14 protein-coding genes and 2 pseudogenes are annotated in these 17,065 nt (G+C 70.6%); 14 read left to right on the forward strand and 2 right to left on the reverse strand.

Going from position 1 to position 17,065, the window contains the following annotated elements:
• Nucleotides 1–41: 41 nt before the first annotated feature.
• Nucleotides 42–1,022: a TauD/TfdA family dioxygenase gene (locus tag ACFXI4_RS18710; RefSeq protein ID WP_266637744.1), complete on the reverse strand. Its 981-nt coding sequence runs from the start codon at nucleotides 1,020–1,022 to the stop codon at nucleotides 42–44.
• Nucleotides 1,023–1,393: 371 nt separating this feature from the next.
• Between ACFXI4_RS18710 and ACFXI4_RS18715 the strand changes: the two genes are divergently transcribed.
• The 9 genes from ACFXI4_RS18715 (at nucleotide 1,394) to ACFXI4_RS18755 (ending at nucleotide 13,186) form a co-directional block, all read left to right on the forward strand.
• Nucleotides 1,394–3,256, forward strand: a complete 1,863-nt coding sequence (locus ACFXI4_RS18715; RefSeq protein ID WP_384991997.1) for an amino acid adenylation domain-containing protein — start codon at nucleotides 1,394–1,396, stop codon at nucleotides 3,254–3,256.
• Nucleotides 3,253–4,548, forward strand: a complete 1,296-nt coding sequence (locus tag ACFXI4_RS18720; RefSeq protein ID WP_384992000.1) for a cytochrome P450 — start codon at nucleotides 3,253–3,255, stop codon at nucleotides 4,546–4,548. Before ACFXI4_RS18715 ends, ACFXI4_RS18720 begins: the two co-directional genes overlap by 4 nt.
• 49 nt (nucleotides 4,549–4,597) lie before the next feature.
• Nucleotides 4,598–5,380 (forward strand): thioesterase II family protein, encoded by a 783-nt coding sequence (locus ACFXI4_RS18725; RefSeq protein WP_384992005.1) that lies wholly within the window; start codon nucleotides 4,598–4,600, stop codon nucleotides 5,378–5,380.
• A complete protein-coding gene (locus tag ACFXI4_RS18730; RefSeq protein ID WP_384992008.1) occupies nucleotides 5,374–6,948 on the forward strand; it encodes a carbamoyltransferase C-terminal domain-containing protein in 1,575 nt (524 codons plus the stop codon). Before ACFXI4_RS18725 ends, ACFXI4_RS18730 begins: the two co-directional genes overlap by 7 nt.
• A 72-nt stretch (nucleotides 6,949–7,020) precedes the next feature.
• Nucleotides 7,021–7,857, forward strand: coding sequence for a hypothetical protein (locus ACFXI4_RS18735; RefSeq protein WP_384992011.1), 837 nt, complete (start codon nucleotides 7,021–7,023; stop codon nucleotides 7,855–7,857).
• A gap of 154 nt (nucleotides 7,858–8,011) precedes the next feature.
• Nucleotides 8,012–9,394: a cytochrome P450 gene (locus ACFXI4_RS18740; protein WP_384992014.1), complete on the forward strand. Its 1,383-nt coding sequence runs from the start codon at nucleotides 8,012–8,014 to the stop codon at nucleotides 9,392–9,394.
• A gap of 346 nt (nucleotides 9,395–9,740) precedes the next feature.
• On the forward strand, nucleotides 9,741–10,856 hold the full coding sequence (locus tag ACFXI4_RS18745; RefSeq protein ID WP_384992016.1) for an AMP-binding protein: 1,116 nt from the start codon (nucleotides 9,741–9,743) through the stop codon (nucleotides 10,854–10,856).
• Between the two features lie 38 nt (nucleotides 10,857–10,894).
• A complete protein-coding gene (locus ACFXI4_RS18750) occupies nucleotides 10,895–11,674 on the forward strand; it encodes a thioesterase II family protein (RefSeq protein ID WP_384992018.1) in 780 nt (259 codons plus the stop codon).
• 147 nt (nucleotides 11,675–11,821) lie between these two features.
• Nucleotides 11,822–13,186, forward strand: coding sequence for an FAD-dependent oxidoreductase (locus ACFXI4_RS18755; RefSeq protein WP_384992392.1), 1,365 nt, complete (start codon nucleotides 11,822–11,824; stop codon nucleotides 13,184–13,186).
• A gap of 10 nt (nucleotides 13,187–13,196) precedes the next feature.
• Here the strand turns inward: ACFXI4_RS18755 and ACFXI4_RS18760 are convergent.
• Nucleotides 13,197–13,696: pseudogene (locus ACFXI4_RS18760) on the reverse strand (transposase); the annotation flags it as partial.
• 190 nt (nucleotides 13,697–13,886) lie between these two features.
• On the opposite strand from ACFXI4_RS18760, the pseudogene ACFXI4_RS18765 reads away from it, so the two are divergent.
• The 5 genes and pseudogenes from ACFXI4_RS18765 to ACFXI4_RS18785 form a co-directional block, all read left to right on the forward strand.
• Nucleotides 13,887–13,979, forward strand: a pseudogene (locus ACFXI4_RS18765) (alkylphosphonate utilization protein); the annotation flags it as partial.
• Between the two features lie 153 nt (nucleotides 13,980–14,132).
• Nucleotides 14,133–14,474 carry an ArsR/SmtB family transcription factor gene (locus ACFXI4_RS18770; RefSeq protein WP_384992021.1) on the forward strand — a complete coding sequence of 114 codons (342 nt, stop codon included), beginning with the start codon at nucleotides 14,133–14,135 and terminating at the stop codon, nucleotides 14,472–14,474.
• A complete protein-coding gene (locus ACFXI4_RS18775; RefSeq protein WP_384992023.1) occupies nucleotides 14,471–16,204 on the forward strand; it encodes a SulP family inorganic anion transporter in 1,734 nt (577 codons plus the stop codon). Before ACFXI4_RS18770 ends, ACFXI4_RS18775 begins: the two co-directional genes overlap by 4 nt.
• Nucleotides 16,201–16,608 carry a pyridoxamine 5'-phosphate oxidase family protein gene (locus tag ACFXI4_RS18780; RefSeq protein WP_384992026.1) on the forward strand — a complete coding sequence of 136 codons (408 nt, stop codon included), beginning with the start codon at nucleotides 16,201–16,203 and terminating at the stop codon, nucleotides 16,606–16,608. Before ACFXI4_RS18775 ends, ACFXI4_RS18780 begins: the two co-directional genes overlap by 4 nt.
• A complete protein-coding gene (locus tag ACFXI4_RS18785) occupies nucleotides 16,608–17,039 on the forward strand; it encodes an ATP-binding protein (protein ID WP_384992029.1) in 432 nt (143 codons plus the stop codon). Before ACFXI4_RS18780 ends, ACFXI4_RS18785 begins: the two co-directional genes overlap by 1 nt.
• Nucleotides 17,040–17,065: the final 26 nt, after the last annotated feature.

Below are 17,065 nucleotides of genomic sequence, written 5' to 3' on the forward strand. Positions count from 1 at the left end.
GCACACATGTGTGCGGCCCCCGTCTCCCGATCCGCGACCGGTCATCCGGCGTGGGCGTCGACCTGTTCCTGGTCGTATCCGTGCTCCTGCCGCTCGCGGGCCGGGCGCGGCCGTGGTGATCGCACCAGGACGCGTTTGAGCCAGCGGTCCGTGCCGTCGTACCGGGGCGTGAAGGCCAGCCTGCCGTGCACCACGGCGTCGTTGTCGATGATCAGCAGGTCGCCCGGTTCCAGCGGGACGACATGGCCGTTGGCCTCCAGAGCGTGACCGAGCCGGTCGAAGGCGGCGATGAAGTCCGGGTCGTCGGTGAGCCGGTGCATGTAGGAGGGGTCGTAGCGGATGCCCAGAGCGCCGTACTCGCGGTGCCAGAGCGTGGCGATCCCGATCTGCCGGCGCAGCTCCGCCTCCCGGTCGGCATAGCTGTCGTCGGGCAGCACGACGGTCAGGGGCCGTTGCAGCTGTGCGACGTCGGCTGCCGTCAGGGACGCGCTGGTGGCGCTGGAGAGTCTGCTGCCGACGTCGTCCGGGTTGCGCACGCAGGCCAGCAGCAGGATGTCGGCCCGGTACGGGTGGAAGGCGTCCTCGGTGTGCCAGGCGAGCGGGACCACGCTGCCGGCGCCGACCTGGAGACGCTCCTGACCGGGACTGGGCAGGATGTTGTGGACGATCCGCCCGTCCTGCTGGTTGCGCCAGCCGAACACCCGCCCGAGACGGGAGGCGACCAGGGCCAGAGCGATGTCGAGGTCGGCGCTGCGCCGAGGGTCGCTCGCCCGCCAGTGCAGTGGCGTGGGGCCCGGGTCACCGCAGTCCAGCAGTCCTTTGACGACGCGGTGACCGATGTGCGGATCGGGAGGCCGGACGAGTTCGTCGAGGCCCGCGGTCAGACTCTGCGGGAGCCGCCTCGCCTCGGGGGCGGACAGCACGGTGTCGCCGGTGGCGCCGCCCGCGGCCAGCGTCCGCGCCACTCGCAGAAGGTCCTTCCCGAGCTCCCGGTCCGCGCGATTCATATCCTGCACCGGCATACGGTCTACCTTTCAGGGACCTTTCAAGAAATGGCGGCCGCTCCGGCAGGAGCCGACCGGTCGGTGAACCGGTGATGAGGCCGGTTCGACCTTGCTTCAGGCGACAGCTTCCGGTCCCGGCGATACACCGGTCAAGGGATCTGAGACTATTCCGCACTTTGTCATCGCCGCCCTCGCAAATTCAATGCAGCCATACCAACAAAATAATGATGAGGGGTCATCGAAAAATGTGTGCCGGGTTCGTTCGTTCCACGGATTTCCGGGCTGTCGGCGGCGCCTAGAGTCGTTTCGCGGAAGCCGGTTCCGCGGGAACGGCACCGGGTCGTCCCGCTGGCGGACACGCTCTTCGGAGGGTGAGAGGTGGTCTGGAGTTGATCGACAGCACTGTGGCCGACACCCCGGCGGAGTCACGCTCCGTGTCCAGTGGCTCCGGCCCGCACGCGGCGGACGCCGGCGAGGCGTTGCTCCACGAACGCGTCGCCGCACACGCGCACCGCGTACCGGACGCGCCGGCAGTGACCTGTGACGGGCGGACGCTCACTTACGGAGACCTGGACGCCCGCGCCGAGCGGCTCGCCGCCGGCCTGCGAACCCGGGTGCACGAGGACGCCGTCATCGCGGTGTTGATGGACCGCTCGACCGACCTGATCGTCACGCTGCTCGGCGTGCTGAAGGCGGGCTGCGCGTATCTGGCGCTCAACACCGCCGACCCTGACCGGCGTCTGGCGGAGCTGGTCGCCGACGCCGGGGCACGTCTGGCCGTGGCGGCACCCGAGCACGCCGGACGGCTGCCGGACACCGTCGAGACCCTGACCCCGGCCACGGCGCCCGCGCGCACCGGCCCGGCGCACGTCTCCTCGGCCGCCGCACGGACCGACCGCACGGCCGACGACCTGGCCTACGTCTGTTACACGTCGGGCTCCACCGGTGCGCCCAAAGGCGTGGGCGTGACCCATCGCGGCGTGCTGCGTCTTGTGGTGTCGCAGGACTGGTTGCGGCTGACACCCGAGGACACCGTGCTCCAGGTCTCCCCGGTGTCCTTCGACGCGTCGACGCTGGAGATCTTCGGCGCGCTCTGCGCGGGCGGTCGCCTGGTGGTGCACCCCGGCGGGGGACGGGTCGATCTCGACGCGCTGGCCGCCACCGTCACCGGCCACGGGGTGACCGTGGTCAACCTGGCCACCGGCCTGCTCCACCAGTTGATCGAGAGCCGGCTGTCCTTCTTCGCCGGTCTCCGGCACGTGGTGACGGGAGGCGACGTCGCCTCGCCCGCGCTCGTGGCCCGACTCCTGGACGCCTGGCCGGGTCTGACATTCACCAACGGCTACGGCCCCACGGAGAACACCACGTTCACGACGTGCTGGACCACCAGCGGACCGCCGCCGGACGCCGTTCCCATCGGTAGGGCCGTCACCGGCACCGGGGTCGCCGTCCTCGACGACGCGCTGCGCCCGGTGACAGCCGGCGGCACCGGCGAGATATACACCTGGGGCGGGGGCCTGGCACGGGGCTATCTGGGCCGGCCCGCGGCCACCGCGGAGCGCTTCCTGCCCTGCCCGTTCGGGCCGCCGGGGTCGCGGATGTACCGCACCGGCGACCTGGCCCGGCTGCTGCCGGACGGGAACCTGGAGTTCGCCGGACGCACCGACCGGCAGGTCAAGGTGCGCGGTTACCGGGTGGAACCGGGTGCCGTCGAGGCGGCCCTGGCCCGGCAGTCCGGTGTCGACCGGGCGGTCGTCGTGGTCGAACAGGACGGCGCCGGCCGTAAACGCCTGGTCGGCCATGCCGTTCCGAGCGGCACCGCGGACGAGGGGCTGGGCGCACGGCTGCGCGCCTCGCTGGCAGCCGAACTTCCCGGCTACGCCGTCCCGGACACGATCCTGGTGCACACCACGCTGCCGGTCACCGCGCACGGCAAGGTGGACCGTTCGGCCCTCGCGAGCGCGGGCCCACGGCCGCGCGCGGTGGCCAACGCCTACGTTCCGCCGGCCACGCCGCTCCAGCGGCGCCTCACCGAGCTGTGGAGCGCCCTGCTGGACACCGCGCCCGTCGGGATCGACGACGACTTCTTCGACCTCGGCGGCCACTCGCTCCTGGCCGCCGAACTGCTGGACGTCATGCACCAGGAGCTGGGCGTCGAGATACCGGCCACCGCGCTGTATCTGCGCTCCACCGTCGCCGAGCTGAGCGAGGCCGTGGGCGAGACCCTTGCCGGACGGGAGATCCGATCGTGACCGTCTCACCGCACCACACGCCGGCCCCGCCCCTCGCCGCCGGATGCCCGGTACACCAGGGCGGAGCAGGCCCGGAAGCCCTCGCCGACCTGGCCGATCCCGCGCTCTACAGCGACCGCGACCCCCATGCGGCGTGGACCGAGCTGAGGCGCCGAACGCCCGTCGCCCTGCACGAGAAGGACGGCCACCCGTACTGGTCGGTGACCCGGTACGCGGACATCGACCGGGTGCTGCGCGACCACGCCACGTTCACCTCCCAACGCGGCACCCTGCTCTACCTCCTCGGCCGGGGCGACCCGGCGGGCGGCCACCAGATGGCGGCGACTGATCCGCCGCGGCACACGTCGCTGCGCGAACCGCTGCAGCGGGCACTGGCCGTCAAGCCCACCATGGAGCGGCGGGAGCAGTTCCGCACGGTGGTGACGGACCTGCTGGCGCCGCTGGCCGACGGAGGCCCCTACGACCTCGCGGCCCACGCGAACCAGCTGCCGATGGCCGTGGCCGGCGTGCTGATGGGGCTGCCCAAGGAGGACTGGGGCCGGCTGGTCGACCTCACCACCGCGTCCGTGGCACCGGAGGACCCGCGCCACCGCGACGAGCGCGGCATCGACCGGGTACTCAACATGGCCCATCGCGGCCTGTTCGCCTACTTCCACGAAATCGTCCACGAGCGGCGCACGCACCCGGGTGACGACCTGATCAGCCTGCTGCTGAGGATGGAGATCGACGGTCGCCCGCTCACTGCGGGCGAGGTCATCTCGAACTGCTACAGCCTGCTGCTCGGCGCCAACGTAACCACGGCCCAGGTCCCGGTGAGCACCCTGGCGGAGCTCATGGGCACACCGGCCCTCCAGGAGTGGGCCGACCGGCCGGACCTGATCGTCGGCGGAGTGGACGAGGCGCTGCGCTGGGCCACGCCCACCACGCACTTCATCCGCTACGCCACCAGGGATGTGGAGCTGGGCGGCACCCGTGTCGCGGCGGGCGACGCGGTGGCGGTGTGGCTGCCGTCCGCCAACCGCGACGAGGACGTCTTCCCGAACCCGTTCACCTTCGACGCGGCCCGTCGCCCCAACAAGCATCTGGCGTTCGGTATCGGCCCGCACTACTGCGTGGGCCACACCGTGGCCAAGGTGACCCTGCGGCTCTTCTTCGCCGAGCTGTTCAGCCGGTTCACCGACATCGTCCCGGTCGGCCCGGGCAAACGCCTGTACTCCAACACGATCTACGGCTGGACCGAGATGCCGATCACCGCCCGCACCCGGCCGCGGGCTCGCCCGGCCGCCTATTGACCCGTGGCCGCCCACCGTCAGCCGAACCGAAGGTGAGGTCCACCAGCCGATGCCGACCGCCGGCCGACCCCCACGCTGGTTTCTGAGAGAACCGCTTCCCGACGCCCGAGCCCGAGTGTTCCTGCTGCCCTATTCGGGATGCGGCGCGTCCATGTACCGCCACTGGCCGTCCGAGTACCAGGGCGTCAACTTCGTACCGGTGCAGCTGCCGGGACGCGAGAACCGGCTGCGGGAGCGGCCCTTCGAGACGTACCAGGAGCTGGGCCACGTCCTGTCCGAGGTCCTGAAACCCCATCTGGACGTCCCCTACACCCTGTTCGGCCACTGCAGCGCGGCGCTCGCGGCCTACGAGACCGCGGTGCACGCCGTCGGCCGCGGCTCGCGACCGCCGCAGCGGCTGTTCGTCTCCTCCGAGGTGGCCCCGCAGGACGGGCCGTACGGCCGTCATCTCCAGATGGACGACGAGGAGCTGGCCGAGGAGCTGCGCGGGCTGATCGTGCAGTTGGGCGGCAACCCCCTGCCCACGTTCGTCGGCATGACCCTGGGTGTGCTGCGGGCCGACATCGAGGTCAACCGCCGCTACCACCTGGCCGATCCGCCGAAGCTGCCCTGTCCGATCACCGCGATCGGGTGGAGCGGAGATGTCGGGATGGAGCCGGAGCGGATGACCGGCTGGGCGGCCTGCGGCGAAATGGATCAGGTCGTCTTCGACGGCGGCCACTACGGCTTCATCAAGGGCCCCGAGAACCTGCTGCGGCTCTTGACCGACGGCGTCACCGCAGACCGGCCGTCCACAGGACCAGCCGGCGGAAGGAGTGCAGAGGCATGTTGATCCTGTCGTTCAAGGAAGGACACGACAGCGCGGTCACGGCGATCGACGACGGCCGCCTGCTGTTCTCGCTGGAGGCGGAGAAGGACTCCTTCCCGCGCTACGACTCGCTGACCGCGGACGTGCTGCTGGCCGCCGCGGAGCGGCTGGACCGCCTGCCGGACGTGGTGGCCGTCGGCGGCTGGGTGAAGGGAGCGTATTCCGACGAGCCGCCCTCGCGCACCGGCTACTTCGGCGTCGGCGAAGGGTCGGTGTCCGACCAGACGGGCAGGTTCTTCGGCAGGGACGTGCGGGTCTTCTCCTCCACCCATGAGCGCTCGCACATCATGACCGCCTACGGGCTCTCGCCGTTCCCCGCCGGGCAGCCTTACTACTGCCTGGTGTGGGAGGGCAACATCGGCTCCTTCTACCGCATCGACGAGAGCGGCGGCGTCACCCACCTGCGGCACGTCATGTCCGACCCGGGCAACAAGTACGCCTACCTGTTCGCCCTGGCCGACCGGAAGTTCACCGCCAACAAGGGCGTCCTGCGGCTCCAGGACGCGGGCAAGCAGATGGCTCTGACGGGCTTCGCCCGACGCACCGGGACCAGCGCGGAGGAGCGGGAGCTCATCGACTTCCTGCTCGCGCAGGAGCGGATCATCACGACCCTGGGCAAGGACGAGATGGACTGGACGCCGTTCCGGAACATCGGAGTGGAGTCGCAGGAGTACAAGGACCTGGCGGCGAAGTTCTCCGACGCCATCTTCGACCGGTTCCACGCCTATGCCGCGGAGCACCTGACCGAGGGGCTGCCGCTGCTGATCTCCGGGGGCTGCGGGCTGAACTGCGAGTGGAACCGCCGCTGGTCCGAATGCGGCCTGTTCCCGGAGGTCTTCGTGCCACCGTGCCCGAACGACAGCGGCTCCTCGCTGGGCACCGCCATCGACGCTCAGCTGCACTACACGGGCGTGGCGGCCGTGGAGTGGGACGTGTACGCCGGCGACGACTTCGTGGAGGACGCCGACTTCGACCCGGAGCACTACGAGACCCGGCCGCTGGACTACGGCGAGGTGGCACGGTTCATCGCCGACGGAGGCATCATCGGCTGGGCCCGCGGCCGGTGGGAGATGGGCCCCAGGGCACTGGGCAACCGGTCGATCCTGGCGGCGCCGTTCAGCGCGGAGACCACCGCCCGCCTGAACAAGATCAAGCAGCGGGAAGGCTACCGCCCCATCGCTCCGCTCTGCCTGGAGGAGGACGCCGAGCGATGGTTCGAGGGCTCCCTCCCGGACCCCTACATGCTCTACTTCAGCACCGTCCGCTCCGAGGCCCTCAAGGCCGTGACACACGTCGACGGCACGGCACGCGCCCAGACAGTGACCCGCGAGCAGAACCCGGCCGTGGCCTCCTTGCTGACGGCCTTCCGTGACGTCACCGGGTTCAGCGTGCTGTGCAACACCTCGCTCAACTTCTCCGGCCGCGGCTTCATCAACCGCACCAGCGACCTGATCCGCTACGGCGAGCAGCACGACCTCGACGGCTATGTGGTCGGGGACACCTTCGTCACCCGGCGCGTCCCGCGGCCCTGAGCCGGGACCGCCCGGTCCGGGACGCCGCGCCCCTGTGAGAGCACTCGTGTACGTGTGAAAGAGGGAACCCCCATGCAGCAGAGCAAGGTAAGGCTGAGCGGACGACAGGCCGATCCGGAGTTCTTCCGCTTCGAGGAGCGCAGCGAACTCGACTACGGGCTCGTCCTGGACGTCCTGCACGGACGCAGGCTCGGAGTGATCTTCCGGGACGTCATACCTCCAGCCGCGCGTAAGGAACTGACTGAGCGGTTCTGGGCCAGTCCCGCACGCCAGCACCGCGAGGGCGAGCCATCGCACTATGTCGGCGCCTACCACTGGAACAAGAGCGCCGACACCTACCTCCGGGAAGCCGCCGAGGCAGCCGACCACGTACAGGAGGTGATCGACGCTCCTGGTTCGCCCTGGCACACTTTCCGGCAGGGCGTGAACAAGGCCCTGCGGCAGGAGGGCGCCGCACTGAGAGTCGCGGAGATGGACGGCCGCTCCGCGTCCGCGGCACTCATCCGCGCGTGGGACAAGGAGGGCGACTTCTCCCTGGACCCGCACGAGGACGAGGCACAGTGCAAGGATGCGCGCCAGGCCGGCTTCGAGATCCAGCGCGTCCTGGAGCACGACATCTGCGCGGTGAACATGTGCACCGAGCACACCGCCGGAGGACGGCTGGTGATCTGGAACATCCGCCCCGACGACGCGACGCGGCAGGCCCTGGGCATCGAGCAGACCGGCCTACCGTACACGGCCGAGGCCCTGGCCGACTTCGAGGAACTGCGTCTGGACATCCGCGAGGGCGACGTCTACGCCTTCAACGGCGCCTTCGTGCACGCGGTGGACGCCAACACCGGCAACCGCACCACGGTGTCCTTCATCATGGGCTTCACCGACGCCCACACGGTGGTGAGCTGGACCTGAGGCCGGCACGGCCGACGGCGCGCACCGGACGTCCAGGGCCCGCCTTCCTGAGCGTGCGCCGACTCCGCGCGGCGCCGTTGATGCCCCGACGGGGAGGGCGGGCCCTGGCGATGTCCGTGGCCCTGAGACCAAGGGGAGGTAGGGAGAGGTGGACGTGGACGACCAGTTCGGGTCGTACCGGGGTGACCGGCCGGGCCCGATTGCCGGTTCCGGTTCCGGTGTCGAGGGAGCGTACGGCAGCGGGTGTCCGTACAGCGGCGCGCAGGCCGGGAGCACCGGCGCTGCCGGGCAGGCCGGCGGTGAAGACCCGGGCACCGAGGACTTCGACAGCCATGACCCGGCCTTGGCCGAGGACCCCTTTCCCGCCTATGCGCGCCTGCGGTCGCGGTGCCCTGTCTCCTGGAGCGGGGCCTGGGGTGGCTTCTGGGTCGCGACACGGCATGCGGAGGTCTCGGAGGCTGGGCGCGACGGAGTGTTCCGCACCGGGCACCTGCTGGCCGACGGGACGCTTCAGGGTGTGACCATTCCGCCTCTGGGACAGACCGGCAGACTGGTGCCGCTGGAGGAGGACGCACCGCGGAACCTCAAGTTCCGCAAGTTGCTGTCGTCGTTCTACTCCGCGGGCAGGGTGCGAGAACGGATGCCGGAACTACGCCGGTTGGCCCGGGAGAGCGTCGACGCCGTCATCTCCGAGGGCGCCTGCGATCTCGTCACCGCGCTGACGCTGCGGGTGCCGGGCGTCGTCACCATGCGCGATCTGGGGCTGCCGGACGACCGCTGGTTCGAGATCGACTCGTTGGTCCACCAGGCTCTGCTGGCCGCACCGCACGATCTCGCCGGGGCCCGCGACCACGCGCAGCGCATCACGATGGCTCTGGTGGAGGAACTGGACGTGCGCCGCGAATACGGCACCGACACCACGGACCGCAGTCTGTTCCCGCTTCTCCTGGCGGGCAGAGTGGACGGCGAGCCTGTGTCCGACGAGGACATCCTGTCGATGCTGTACCTCATCCTGCTGGGCATCGACCCGGTGTCCTCCCTGACCGCGACGGCGCTTCTGCACCTGGAGGAGCATCCGTCGCTCAGGGCCCGTCTGATCGCGGACCCGGCCCTCATCCCGCGGGCCGCGGACGAATTCCTCCGGTGGATGTCGCCGGTGCAGGGCACCGCCCGCACCGTCGCCGAGCACGTCGAGCTCGGGGGCCGTACGCTGCGGGCGGGCGAGAGGGTCTTCGTCAGCTGGGCCTCGGCCAACCGCGACGAGGCGGTCTTCGCCGACCCCGACACCGTCGACCTCGACCGCGACATCTCAGGACACCTCGCCTTCGGCGCCGGCTCGCACTACTGCCTGGGCGCCTCCCTGGTGCGGGCCCTGTTCACCGTGATGCTGGAAGAGGTGCTCATCCGGATTCCCGACTACCGGGTGAGCGACCGTGGGGCCGTCACCTGGTTTCCCGACATCACGTCCTTCTACGGCGTCACCTCGCTCCCGGTCCGTTTCACTCCACGGTCCGGCTGTACTCCGACCGGGTCCTGATGCGGTGACTCGTGACGACGGCCGCACGAGAGCACCACCGGGTCGGAGAAAAGCGGCCCGGCGTCGCACGCTGTGCGGAGCCACAGGTCAACAGACCGGTGACGTGGAATCCGCGTAATTCCAACGGCTCTTCGAATTCAAGGCGATTGATACTCATTCCGGCGGCACCGCAGGACATGGACGGACACGGCGATGCCGGGCGGCCTTCGGGTCTGCGGAAATCCGGTCCACGAAAGCCGGTTCAGCGTAATCCGTTCCTGGCAAATGTCGGCGGCCGTGACGAACGGCATGACCGCTGCCTGTTCGGCGGCCGAAATCCCTGATTCCTCCCTCGACAAGGACGCCCATGCCCGAACTCATGAGCCGGACGGCCGTACCGCGGCGCCTGACGGCGCCGCACGCGCCCGCCTCCTTCGCCGCGGTGGTCCACCGGCGCGCCGGCCGGGACGACGTCACCATCGGCTGCCACGTCTCCGGCGACGGCACCGCGGGCACCGGCGTCGTCACCGTCGAACCGGGCGACGCTCCCTCGTTCTCCGTGCTCGCAGACCGGACAACGGCCGCCCTGGACGAACTTCCCGAGGCATCGAGTGCCGGCGCCGAGGAGCAGGAGGACGTGCCGGAGACCGACTACACGTTCGCGTACGAGGCAGACAACCTGACACTCCTGGCCCATGACGCCCGCGCCCCCGGTCCGGAGGCCGCGGCACGTACCGACTCGCGGTGCGGGACCCACGACCCGGCCCGCCGTGCGGTGTCGGCCCTGAACCCGGCCACGGAGGCGGAGAACCGCGGACTGCGGGTCCTCGGCCACGACGACGGTACGCCGCCACCACCACCGCGCTGCGTGCACGAACTGGTTGCCGAGCGGGCCGCCGCCACACCCGAGGCGCCCGCCGTCAGCCGAGCCGGCCGAGTGCTGACATACGGAGAACTCGACGCGCGCGCCGAGCAGCCGGCCGTACGCCGTCGAGCGGCCGGACTCGGACAGCAACGCTCACCCGAGCTCGTCGTCACCCTCCTGAGCATCCTCGAGACCGGCGGGGCCTACCTGGTGCTCGACCCGGAGGACCCGGCCGAGCGGCAGGCACGGCTGGTCCGCGACGCCGGCGCGGTACTCCTCATCGCCGAGGACGGGTTGGGCGACCGCGCGCTGGCGGATCTGGGCGGCGAACAAGTACCGAGCCTCATCGATCTCACGCTCGGCATCCTCCACGAGGACATCGAGGCCAAGCGCTACCACCTGCCCGATCCACCGCGTCTACCGGTGGCGATTCCGGCCATCGGCTGGTCCCGCGACTTCGAGGTCCCCTACCGGAGCATGGGCGGGCGGGCCGACTTCGGTACCACCGACTTCGAGGTGCTGGAGGATGAGCGCTACACCTTCACCGAGGCGCATGCCGCGCTGCCCGGAGTGTTCTCGGCGGGTCTCCTGCCCACGGCCGCGGAGCACCTGCGGTGAGCGGCGCGGCTTCCGCCGGCGCCCGGCAGGACCGTTGGGTGCGGCGACTGAGTTCCGGCGACGATCCGCGCTGCCGGCTGTTCTGTCTGCACTGCGCGGGCAGCGGACCAGGCATGTTCCGGGACCTGCCGGACCATCTGCCCGACGACGTCTCCGTCGCAGCGGTGCTGCTGCCCGGCCGCGAGAACCGGATCGCAGAACGCCCCTACGACCGGATGGGACCCTTGGTGGAGGCACTGGCCGAGGCGCTCGGCCCGCGGTTGGACCTGCCCTATGCGTTCTTCGGCTACAGCATGGGCGCCCAGGTGTCGTTCAACCTCACGCACGCGCTGCTCGGTCGCGGACTGCCGCTTCCCATGGGCCTGTTCGTCGCCGCGAGCCCGGGACCCTACCTGCAACGTGAGGTGCCCGCCTGGAACGAGTCCGACGACCGGCTGGTCGAATACCTGCGCGAACTCGGCGGCACGGCACCGCAGGTGCTCGACGACCCGGACCTGCTGGACCTCCTGCTGCCCACCCTCCGAGCCGATCTGACCGTGGTCGCGACCTGGCCCTACCGCGCGCGGCCGACACTGCCGGTCGCCGTCCGGGCGTTCTCCGGAGCCGAGGACGGACCCGCTTCTCCCGAACGGATGGGGGCGTGGCGGATGGAGACACACGGCGTCTTCCGGCAGAGCGTCCTGCCCGGCGGCCACTTCTTCATCAACGACGCACTGCCGACCATCGCCGGCGTCATCACCGCGGACCTGATGGAGATGCTCGGCCCGCCCACCGCGAGTACCGCCCGGACAGGCACGGGCAGACCGCCCCACCCCTAGAACCCGCCTCCCGTCCTCCTCGTACAGACGTCTGGAGCCACCATGAGCGCACAGCCGCCCGCCTTCTCGCTGACCGAAGCCGAGTTGGAACCGTTCCACCGCGACGGCTATCTCGGCCCCTTCGACCTGTACGAGGAGCCGCGCCCTCTGCGGGTAGCCGTCGTCGGAGCCGGCCCGGCCGGGATCTACACCGCCGACGCCCTGCTCAAGTCCGAGGTGGCCGCCGGTCCCGGTGTGTCCATCGACCTCTTCGAGAGGATGCCCGCCCCGTTCGGCCTGATCCGGTACGGCGTCGCCCCCGACCACCCGCGTATCAAGGGTATCGTCACCGCTTTGCACCAGGTCCTGGACAAGCCGCAGGTCCGGCTCTTCGGCAACATCGACTATCCCACCGACATCAGTCTGGACGATCTGCGCGCCTTCTACGACGCGGTGGTCTTCTCCACCGGCGCGACGGCCGACCGCGAGCTGCCGATCCCCGGTATCGACCTGCAGGGTTCCTACGGCGCCGCCGACTTCGTCTCCTGGTACGACGGGCATCCGGACGTGCCGCGCACCTGGCCGCTCAACGCCGAGAGGGTCGCGGTCCTCGGTGTCGGCAACGTCGCGCTGGACGTGGCCCGCATCCTGGCCAAGAGCGCGGAGGAGCTGCTGGCGACCGAGATCCCGCCGAACGTCTACGACGGTCTGAAGGCGAACAAGGCCGTGGAGATCCACGTGTTCGGCCGCCGCGGCCCGGCGCAGGCGAAGTTCTCCCCGATGGAGCTGCGCGAGCTGGACCACTCCCCGAACATCGAGGTCGTCGTCGATCCCGAGGACATCGACTACGACGCGGGCTCGATCGAGACCCGGCGCGGCAACAAGCAGGCCGATATCGTCGCCAAGACCCTGGAGAACTGGGCGATCCGCGATGTCGGGAAACGTCCGCACAAGCTGTTCCTGCACTTCTTCGAGTCGCCCACGGAGTTCCTCGGCGAGGACGGCCACGTCGTCGGCCTGCGCACCGAGCGCACCGCCCTGGACGGCACCGGCAACGTCAAGGGCACCGGTGAATTCAGGGACTGGGACGTCAGCGCGGTCTACCGCGCGGTCGGCTACCTCTCCGAGAAGCTGTCCAAGCTGCCTTGGGACACCGAGACCGGCACCGTCCCGAACGAGGGCGGTCGGGTCATCGACGAGGCCGGCAGCCATGTGCAGTCCACCTACGTCACCGGCTGGATCCGCCGCGGCCCCGTCGGCCTGATCGGCCACACCAAGGGGGACGCCAACGAGACGGTCGCCAACCTGCTCGACGACCACGCCCACGGCCGGCTGCACACCCCCGCCACGCCCGACCCCGAGGCCGTGGACGCCTTCCTCGCCGAGCGCCGGGTCCACTTCACCACCTGGGCGGGCTGGTACAAGCTGGACGCCGCCGAGAAGGCCCTGGGCGAGCCGCAGAGCCGCGAACGCGTGAAGATCGTCGACCGCGAGGACATGCTCCGCGAGAGCGGGGCCGGGATCCGGTCTTGAGGAGGAAGGAACGCCGCTGAAGGTGACCAGTCCCGAACCGGCGGCGCAGATGGACGGTGTTCTCCGCCTCCTGATGTGGGCTGAGATGCATCTGCCCACGCCGTTTGCGGTGCGGGATGAGCAAGCCGAGTTCCCTGGTGGCCGCCATCGGCTAGGACCGGGGCTCCACGGCAGGCCCGGTCGACGCCGGACTCCGTGAACGCCCGGCAGTCTTTGCGGCTGCCGGACAGCGGGAGGCCGATCGCCACGGCCAGGCGGCTGTTGGCATCGATGACACTTGCAGGTTCGTCGAGTACCGATAGTTCTTGCCGGACGCGGCGACCCTGCGGTCGCGGGTAGGCACCAGGGTGCCGTCGACGATGTAGACGGTTTCCTTGCCTGGTCGGCGCTCCGGCGAGATGGCCAGCAAGGGCGCCAGGTGATCGAGGATGCGGTCAGCCGCAGATTCGAGACCCCAAACAGCGGCGACACCTGCCGCAACGTGAGGTGTGTGCGCCAGTACGTTGCCACTCCAGTTCCAGCGTCGTGTGAGTAACCACACTCTGGAGTGACCCCTTGAGGTCCGACACACTGGTCCCACCACGCGGCGCAGGTCCGTAATCCGTCGGCATCCGCCGCGTACACGACCGGCGTCCAGAGTACGGAGGTGCTGGTGGGCACCCCGGGCAGCGAGAGCACGAATTCGGCCTCCGGGCATCCGGCCGTCGACGGGGTCGACGGCCATGACATCGCCTGCGAGATCGACGGTTTCGGTGCGATGCAGCTGAGGTCGAGCGTGGTCAGGACGGGCTGACCTCGCCCGGAGGATTCCTCAGCGTGCGCAGCTGATGCTGAATTGCAAAATTTCGCAATTGATTAGATGCTGTGTTTACCGTGTCCGCAGGTACCCGCTTGAACAGCCGTCGCCTGGCCCCGGGTGGGGCGCTGTCGGGGAAGTCGAGGTGTCGTGTCCGTTCCGCTGAACCACGCCAAGGCCGAGTTCTTCCGGATGCTGGGGCATCCGGTACGGATCCGGGTGCTGGAGCTGCTGCAGGACGGACCGGTGCCGGTACGCGGACTGCTGGCCGCGATCGAGGTGGAGCCCTCCAGCCTGTCGCAGCAGCTGGCGGTGCTGCGCCGCTCGGGCATCGTCACCGCGACGCGGGAGGGCTCGACGGTCGTCTACGAGCTGGCCGGCGGGGACGTCGCCGACCTGCTGAAGGCCGCGCGACGGATCCTCACCGAGATGCTGGCCGGGCAGAACGGACTGCTGGCCGAGCTGCGGGAAGTCGAGGTCGCCGCGCGATGACGTCCGCCCTCACCCGGGTCCATGGCCGGATCGCCGCGCTGCTGCCTGGCCGTGGCGATCTGACGGAGATGGGCCGCGACCCGCGCCGGGACCTGCTCGCGGGCCTGACCGTGGCGATCGTCGCGCTGCCGCTCGCGCTCGGTTTCGGCGTCTCTTCCGGGCTCGGCGCCGAGGCGGGACTGGCGACCGCGGTCGTCGCCGGCGCGCTCGCCGCCGTGTTCGGCGGCTCGAATCTGCAGGTGTCCGGGCCGACGGGCGCGATGACGGTGGTGCTGGTACCGATCGTCGCCGCACACGGTCCGACCGGGGTGCTCACGGTGGGGCTGATGGCGGGCGTGATACTCGTCGCGCTCGCCCTGCTCAAGGCCGGCAAGTACATGCAGTACGTGCCCGCGCCCGTGGTCGAGGGGTTCACCCTCGGCATCGCCTGCGTGATCGGTCTGCAGCAGGTCCCCAACGCGCTCGGGGTGCCCACGCCCGAGGGCGACCGCGTCCTCGTGGCGACCTGGCGCGCACTGGAGGAGTTCGCGAAGGACCCGAACTGGACCGCCGTCGCCTTCGCCCTGGCCGTTGCCGCCGCCATGCTGGCCGGAGCCCGCTGGCGGCCCACGATCCCCTTCTCCATTCTCGCGGTGATCGCGGCCACCGCCGTGGCGCAGGTCGCCGGCCTGGACGCGGCTAAGCCGATCGGTGACCTGCCGTCCGGCCTGCCCGCGCCGTCCTTCTCCTTCCTGGACCCGGGCGCTCTCGGCTCCCTGCTCGCTCCCGCCGTCGCGGTGGCGGCGCTGGCCGCTCTGGAGTCGCTGCTGTCGGCCTCGGTGGCCGACGGCATGACGGTCGGTCAGAAACACGACCCGGACCGGGAGCTGTTCGGTCAGGGCCTGGCCAACATCGCCGCCCCGCTGTTCGGCGGTGTCCCCGCGACCGGAGCGATCGCCCGCACCGCGGTCAACGTCCGTACCGGCGCAAGTTCCCGACTGGCCGCCCTCGTCCACGCCGCGGTTCTCGCGGTGATCGTCTTCGCGGCCGCGCCCCTCGTCTCCAGGATCCCCCTCGCCGCTCTCGCGGGCGTGCTGCTGGCCACCGCGATCCGCATGGTCGAGGTCGGCGCGCTCAAGGCGACGGTGAAGGCCACCCGCTCCGACGCTCTGATCCTCGTTCTCACCGCAGTCGCGACCCTGGCCCTGGATCTCGTGTACGCCGTGATCATCGGCCTGGTCGTCGCCGGCGCCCTCGCCCTGCGTGCCGTGGCCAAGCAGGCCCGCCTGGACCAGATTCCCCTCGACCGCGGTGACCACAGCGCCGAGGAGCACGCGCTGCTCGCCGAGCACATCGTCGCCTACCGCATCGACGGCCCGCTGTTCTTCGGCGCCGCCCACCGCTTTCTCCTGGAGCTGGCCGAGGTCGCCGACGTACGCGTCGTCATCCTGCGTATGTCCCGGGTGACCACCATCGACGCCACCGGAGCCCTCGTCCTCAAGGATGCGGTCGAGAAACTCAACCGGCGCGGCATCGTCGTCATGACCTCCGGGATACGCCCCGGCCAGCGCCAGGTCCTGGACTCGGTCGGCGCGCTGGACCTGCTGCGCCTGGAAGGGCGCGAGTACGCCACCACGCCCGAGGCGATCCAGGGCGCCCGCGCCCATCTGGAGTGCGCCGGAGTCATGCCGGCCCGCCCCGTCCGGACGGCCCGGTCCACCAGCGAGGAAACAGGGGAAACCGTCGGATGAGCACTCCGTCCGCGTCGCTGCGCATGGTCCAGGTCTCCGGTGCCGAGGCCCTGTGGCTGCTGGAGGGCAGCGCGCTGGGGCGGCTGGTGTACCCGCAGCGGGAGGTGGCGGTCCTGCGGCCCGGCCGGCACACGTGGGAGTGCGGCCGACTGGTGGTACGCACGCCCGCCCCGGCCGCCGCGATCCCCGCCACCGCGACGTACCACGTGGATGAGGTCCGCGCGGCGACCGGCACCGGCTGGAGCATCACCGTCGCCGGACCGGTCGGCGTGATCACCGATCCCGACGAGGCCGCCCACTACCAGCGCACGCTGACGGGCTGGTCCCACGGCCCGCACGACACCCTGCTGCGCCTGCACCCCAAGACGGTGAGCGGATTCCGCCTCGCCCGTGCGGAGCCGTGATGAGCATCCGTCTCGAAGCCCTGCCCCACCGGCATGTGCTGACGCTGCCCGCGATGCCGTGCGCGGTCCGCACCGCCCGTCAGACCGCCGAGCAGGCCCTGGCCGAGTGGGGCATCGACCTGCGCCATCCCAGCGTCGGGCCGGCCCTGCTGATCCTCAGCGAGCTGGTCACCAACAGTGTCCGGCACGCCGCGGTGCTCTCCCCGCAGGTGACCGTCGTCTACGCGGCCGGAGCGGACTGTCTGGCATTCGCGGTGCACGACCGCCACCCCTACCAGCCGTCGCTGTACGCGTCGGTCACCAGCACCGGCAGCGGGCCGAGCGGTCTGGCCACCGTCATGGAGCTGGTCCTCGGCCTGGGCGGCACTGCGGTCGTCCGGGGTGACGCCGACGGCAAGGGCAAGAGCATCTGGATCACCCTCCCGCTCTGAGCCCGCCTCCTGTGAACCGACGGGCC

Source organism: Streptomyces sp. NPDC059224, assembly GCF_042754285.1.
Classification (GTDB): domain Bacteria; phylum Actinomycetota; class Actinomycetes; order Streptomycetales; family Streptomycetaceae; genus Streptomyces.

Excerpts from the sequence above, each read along its gene's own strand:
- ACFXI4_RS18710 (WP_266637744.1), bottom strand. The coding sequence starts at position 1,022 with ATGCCGGTGCAGGATATGAATCGCGCGGACCGGGAGCTCGGGAAGGAC.
- ACFXI4_RS18725 (WP_384992005.1), top strand. The coding sequence starts at position 4,598 with ATGCCGACCGCCGGCCGACCCCCACGCTGGTTTCTGAGAGAACCGCTT.
- ACFXI4_RS18730 (WP_384992008.1), top strand. The coding sequence starts at position 5,374 with ATGTTGATCCTGTCGTTCAAGGAAGGACACGACAGCGCGGTCACGGCG.
- ACFXI4_RS18735 (WP_384992011.1), top strand. The coding sequence starts at position 7,021 with ATGCAGCAGAGCAAGGTAAGGCTGAGCGGACGACAGGCCGATCCGGAG.
- ACFXI4_RS18745 (WP_384992016.1), top strand. The coding sequence starts at position 9,741 with ATGCCCGAACTCATGAGCCGGACGGCCGTACCGCGGCGCCTGACGGCG.
- ACFXI4_RS18775 (WP_384992023.1), top strand. The coding sequence starts at position 14,471 with ATGACGTCCGCCCTCACCCGGGTCCATGGCCGGATCGCCGCGCTGCTG.
- ACFXI4_RS18780 (WP_384992026.1), top strand. The coding sequence starts at position 16,201 with ATGAGCACTCCGTCCGCGTCGCTGCGCATGGTCCAGGTCTCCGGTGCC.
- ACFXI4_RS18785 (WP_384992029.1), top strand. The coding sequence starts at position 16,608 with ATGAGCATCCGTCTCGAAGCCCTGCCCCACCGGCATGTGCTGACGCTG.